Source organism: Propionivibrio sp., from assembly GCF_017995515.1.
Taxonomy (GTDB): Bacteria; Pseudomonadota; Gammaproteobacteria; order Burkholderiales; family Rhodocyclaceae; genus Propionivibrio.
Window position 1 is genome coordinate 1 of sequence record NZ_JAGOIT010000136.1, and the last position, 5,241, is coordinate 5,241.

6 protein-coding genes are annotated in these 5,241 nt (G+C 65.6%); 2 read left to right on the forward strand and 4 right to left on the reverse strand.

From position 1 onward, the window contains the following. Window positions 1–296 precede the first annotated feature (296 nt). From hypD to KBA32_RS15665, 4 genes are read right to left on the reverse strand one after another with little or no spacing between them, the layout of a single operon-like run. A complete protein-coding gene (gene hypD, locus KBA32_RS15650) occupies window positions 297–1,424 on the reverse strand; it encodes a hydrogenase formation protein HypD (RefSeq protein ID WP_294360859.1) in 1,128 nt (375 codons plus the stop codon). 6 nt (window positions 1,425–1,430) lie between these two features. Continuing rightward, window positions 1,431–2,300 (reverse strand): hydrogenase nickel incorporation protein HypB, encoded by an 870-nt coding sequence (hypB, locus tag KBA32_RS15655; protein WP_294360862.1) that lies wholly within the window; start codon window positions 2,298–2,300, stop codon window positions 1,431–1,433. Then, window positions 2,290–2,676 (reverse strand): hydrogenase maturation nickel metallochaperone HypA, encoded by a 387-nt coding sequence (locus KBA32_RS15660; protein ID WP_294360865.1) that lies wholly within the window; start codon window positions 2,674–2,676, stop codon window positions 2,290–2,292. The genes hypB and KBA32_RS15660 overlap by 11 nt, the downstream gene beginning before the upstream one ends. Further along, on the reverse strand, window positions 2,669–2,905 hold the full coding sequence (locus tag KBA32_RS15665) for a HypC/HybG/HupF family hydrogenase formation chaperone (RefSeq protein ID WP_294360867.1): 237 nt from the start codon (window positions 2,903–2,905) through the stop codon (window positions 2,669–2,671). Before KBA32_RS15665 ends, KBA32_RS15660 begins: the two co-directional genes overlap by 8 nt. 513 nt (window positions 2,906–3,418) lie before the next feature. Here KBA32_RS15665 and KBA32_RS15670 point away from each other — a divergent pair. Both KBA32_RS15670 and KBA32_RS15675 read left to right on the forward strand, forming a co-directional pair. Continuing rightward, entirely contained in the window at window positions 3,419–3,913 is a 495-nt protein-coding gene (locus tag KBA32_RS15670) for a hypothetical protein (protein WP_294360870.1), read from the forward strand. Window positions 3,914–4,126: 213 nt separating this feature from the next. Then, a partial coding sequence (locus tag KBA32_RS15675) for a F0F1 ATP synthase subunit beta (RefSeq protein ID WP_294360872.1) occupies window positions 4,127–5,241 on the forward strand: 1,115 nt, incomplete at its 3' end.

The window sequence follows — 5,241 nt, forward strand, 5'->3', positions numbered from 1 at the left end:
GTGTTGAGCACTGATCGGCATCTAATGCGCGTCCCGAGAAATGCCGTCCCCTGCGGGAAATGGACAGGTAGATGCTGCGGTCAAAACCAACGATCTGCGCTCGCGCAGACATCGCCACCTCATGTAGGAGCGCAGATTTTCTGCGCGATGCGGCGATTGGTCATCAGATGCCGTTATCGCCCAGTGAAACTGGGCTTCTACATGAAGTCGGCGTTTCTGCTGAAGAGAGCGCCCAATCGCCCGGTAGAGCCGGGCTCCTGCATAAATCGCGGCGACCGCGCCGTCGAAGATGGGGCTCACGACGGTATCCCCGCACTTGTCGCCCTGGCTGGCGGACGCTGGTGCAGCCCGGCCGACCACCAGATGCGGCAGGCGCCTTCGTCGGACACCATGCACGGCCCGATCGGCGACGCCGGCCGGCACGCCGTTCCGTACAGGCGGCAGGCCGGCGGGCTGATCTTGCCGAGGACGACGCGCGCGCAATCGCAGCCGGGCGGCAGGTCGTTGCCAGGTCCGCGCAGCCGTGGTGTGACCGGGGGCAGGCGGCGGCGCGCGTCGTGGGCGGCAAGCTCCGGCTTGAGCGCGTAGCCGGACTGCGCGATCGTACCGATGCCGCGCCACGGCGCATCGACGACGTCGAATGCCTGCGCGAGCAGTTGCCGCGCGCGCGCATTGCCGCCGGGCTTCACCGCCGCGGCGTAGCCATTGGTCAGCGCCGGCTTGCCTTCCAGCGACTGCACAAGCGCGGAGTGGATCGCCGCGAGCAGGCTGTCGGCGGTGAATCCGGCGATCGCGGCGGGGAGGCGGTGATGTTGGGGGACGAACGTCCACTCCTCCGGCCCCATCACCGTCGCCACGTGGCCTGGTGCGATCAGGGCATCGAGGCCGGCGTCGGGCGAATCGAGCAGCATGGCCACGGCCGGCCACGTGCGGCGACCGCTCGCCAGGATCAACAGATTGGCGGGCAGGCCCTGGCCGATCAGCGCGGCGATCGGCGCCATCGTGGTCTCGAAGCCGACCGCGTGCAGGACGACGGTGCGCGCCGGATTTTCGGAGGCGATGCGGATCGCCTCGGTCGGCGCGGCGATCGCCCGCACGTCGGCGCCGGCGGCCTTGGCCACAGTCAGTGAGTTGACCTCGCCGCGCGGCAGGTTGACCGGCACGCGCAGCATGTCGCCAAAGCTGGCGATGATGACTTCGTGATGAAGCGCCCAGTCGATCGCCTGCCGGATGTCTTCCTCCGGGCAGATGCAGACCGGGCAGCCCGGCCCCGGGATCAGTTGCACCGCCGGCGGCAGCAGCGAACGCAGGCCGGCCAGCGCGATCGCGCGTTCGTGGCCGCCGCAGACGTTCATGATGCGTACCCGCGCGGCCAGCGGCAGGGCGGCGATCTCTTGCAACCAGTGCCGGGCGCGGTCGTGCATGGTCGGCTAGCGCGACGGCGCCACGATGCGGATTTCGGGGGCGGCGGCGTTGTGCGTCCGGTGCGCCTTCGCGTGCTCGCCGGGCAACAGCGTCGTGCCGGCGTCGAGGCGCTGGCGGTGTTCCGCGCGTGCGCCACGCAGCCACCCGATCCAGCCGTCCAGCCCCGTTCCGTCCTTTGCCGAGAGGTGCAGGATGGGGGCCAGAGAAGCCAGGTTGCGCAATGCCACTTCGGCATTTTCGGGCGAAAAGTCGGTGAGGTAGGGCAGCAGGTCGGTCTTGCTGAGCAACATCAGATCAGCCGCGCGGAACATCACCGGGTACTTCGCGGGCTTGTCGTCGCCCTCGGTGACGGAGAGCAGGATCACGTTGCGGTGGTGGCCGAGGTCGAAACTGGCGGGACAGATCAGGTTGCCCACGTTCTCGATGAACAGAATGTCCAGGCTGGCAAGATCGAGATGCGCCAGCGCGTGTTCGACGAGGTGCGCGTCGAGGTGGCAGGCCGTGCCGGTCGTGATCTGCTCGGCCGGCACGCCGAGTGCGCGGATTCGCTCGGCGTCGTTCTCCGTTTCCAGATCGCCTTCGATGACGGCGATGCGCAGGGTGCCTTGCAAGGCGCGGATCGTCGCTTCGAGCAGGGACGTCTTGCCGGAGCCGGGCGACGACATGAGATTGATCACCAGCACGCGGTGCCGGTCGAAGGCGGCGCGATTGGCGCGCGCGTGCCGGTCGTTGTGTTCCGTCAGCGCCTTGAGGGTGCCGCCGTCTTCGTGACGACCATGGCGCGGACGATACGCATGACCATGCGCATGGTCGTGATCGTGCGCGACGAGGTGCCGGTTGCCGTCGGTAAGGCCGCAGCCGCAGTCAGTGCACATGGTTTTCCTCCGGTGCGAAGTTCAAAGCGGTATCGCGCACCAACTCCACACGCGACAGGATCAGCTCCTGCCCGCACAGGAGTTCCGTGTCGAAGCTGCAGCAGGACGGGCAGAGCAGGCGGTTCGGCGCGGCTTCGGCTTCGCGGCCGCAGCGCCGGCAGCGGATGCGTGGCGCGACGACGGTAATGGCGAGCGCGGCCTTCTCGGCGATCGACCCGGCGCTGACCATCGGAAACGCGTCCTCCAGCAGCAGCGGCTCGACGCCGGACAACATGCCGACCTGCAACTCGATACGTGCGACGGCCGTCGCCTGATGACGCGCGGCGAGTTCGGTCAACTGGTCGACGAGGGCCATGCACAGCGAGAGTTCATGCACGGCCGGGTGTCTCCACGGTCAGTTGATCGAGCAGATCCCAGCTCTCCCGGGCGTCGTCGGCGCTGATCGTCTGCAAGGCATAGCCGACGTGGACGAGCACCCAGTCGCCGATCGAGGGCAGTTCGTCCTGCAGCATGTACAGGCTGACCTCGCGCTCGACCCCCTTGACGGTGCAGCGCGCGTCGAGTCCGTCAACGTGCTTGATTTGCATGGGGACTGCCAGACACATGATGTTTCTCCTGCGGGTCCAGCGGAGGCCGGAACCGGCGGCAAGATCATTCCTTCTTCAAACTGGATAGTAGAGCGCCCGGGGATGACTTTCCAATAACGCAGCAACGATCGATCCGGCACGAAGAAGTCTCAACTCCCGTTCGGGCTGAGCCTGTCGAAGCCCGTCCCCCTTCGACAAGCTCAGGGCGAGCGGACTTCAAACATTACCGCGCCGGATCAATAAACCTGAAAAACTCGGTTCTTCACCGCAAAGGCGCAAAGATCGCGAAGGTTCGCAAAGAAAAGCAAAGCGCTACGCGAACAGCACCTGTCTTCCATCGCCACCCGCAGGGTGAAGGGTCAAGTACGACCCACCTGTTGTTTCCTTTGCGATCTTTGCGCCTTCGCGCCTTTGCGGTGAGGTTTTCAGGATAAATGGCAGCGGCGTGGATTCGCCTTTTGCCGGTAGCGGTCTATGCTGAAAGTGGCGTTCAAGCACCTGCCGAACCGTTCCGTGCGGAGGAGAGAAAACATGAGTGGAGAGAGCAACATCCGTAACAACCAGGACGTGCACGCGGACTGTCTCAAGACCATCCGGCAACTGACCGAACAACGCGACGAGTTGCTGAAGGCGACCGAGACGCTGCTGAGGGTGATCGGCAGCCATCTGCCGAGCCTTGAGGAGACGTTGAAAATCGAGGATATCCGCCGCGCCGCGGCGAAAGCGCACGGCGAAGTGTCCCGGCACCAGTCGGGCCGCATGGTCGAAATTCCGCTCGAGAAGTTCTATCGGTTCGACCGGTCGACCCATGCCGGCGCCTATTCGATCAAGGTCGATAGCGAGGCGTGCTACGGCTTCTTCGAGGACGACCAGCTCGGCGACGAGCACGGCGGCAGCCTGTGGTTCGCCGCGTCGCCGGACGGCCAGCTGGCGCTGACCGGGTTCGATGGCGTCCCGACGCTGCCGCCGCCGGTGGTCGAAGGCCTCGAGACGGTCGGAGTCGTCGTCGCCAACCGATTCAAGTAGCCACCGCTTGCGCGAGGCTGGGATGAACCTGAAAAACTCAGTTCTTCACCGCAAAGGCGCAAAGATCGCGAAGGTTCGCAAAGAAAATCAAAGCGCTACGCGAACAGCACCTGTCTTCCATCGCCACCTGCAGGGTAAATGGTCAAGTACGACCCACCTGTTGTTTCCTTTGCGATCTTTGCGCCTTCGCGCCTTTGCGGTGAGGTTTTCAGGATGAACCATCCTGTGCCTGTTGATCTGTCACCGGACAACTCGTCGCCAAGTCCCGAAGCTGACGCGATTCCGCTCGGCGTCATCCAGGAAGTGCAGGGGCCGGTCATTGACGTGCTCTGTACGCGCATTCCGCCGCTGCACCGATCGATCTACGTCATGCTCGACGGCGAGCGCTACACCTTCGAGGTGCATCGCCACCTCGACGAGCAGCGCGTGCGGGCCATCGCGCTCCATCGGACCACCGGGTTGAAACGGCAGATGCCGGTTTTCGACAGCGGCGGCGGGCTGCGCGTGCCGGTCGCGCCGGATTGCCTGGGGCGCCTGCTCGACATGTTCGGGCGTTCGCTCGACGGCGGCGAGCCGTTGCTGGCCGATGCCGCTTGGCCCATCGTCGCGCCGCCGGCGCCGCTGTCGGAGGCGACCGCCGCCGGTGATATCCTCCCGACCGGAATCAAGGTCATCGATCTCCTGTGCCCCTTCGTGCGCGGCGGCAAGACCGGGCTGTTCGGCGGCGCCGGCGTCGGCAAGACCGTGCTGATCATGGAATTCATGAATGCGATCGTCCAGCTGCACCAGGGCGTCTCGGTCTTTGCCGGCGTCGGCGAGCGGATTCGCGAGGGGCACGAGCTCTGGCACGACATGCAGGGCGCCGGCGTGATGCCGCGGACGCTGATGGTCTTCGGGCAGATGGACGAGTCGCCGGGCGTGCGCTTCCGTATCGGCCTGGCAGCGCTGACCTACGCTGAATACCTGCGCGACAACGTCGCTAAGGACGTGCTCTTCCTGATGGACAACGCGTTTCGCTTCGTCCAGGCCGGCAGCGAATTGTCGGGCCTGCTCGGCCGGATGCCGGCGACGGTCGGCTACCAGCCGACGCTGCTTTCCGAGGTGGCCGAATTGCAGGAACGCATCATCTCGACGAAGACCGGCAGCATCACCGCGGTCGAGGCGGTCTATGTGCCGGCCGACGACATGACCGACCCGGCGGTGAGCGCCATCCTCGCGCATCTCGATACGACGATCATCCTGTCGCGCAAGCAGGCGGCCAAGGGGATCTACCCGGCGGTCGATCCGCTGATTTCGAGCAGCGTCGCCATGAGCCGGAGCGTCATCGG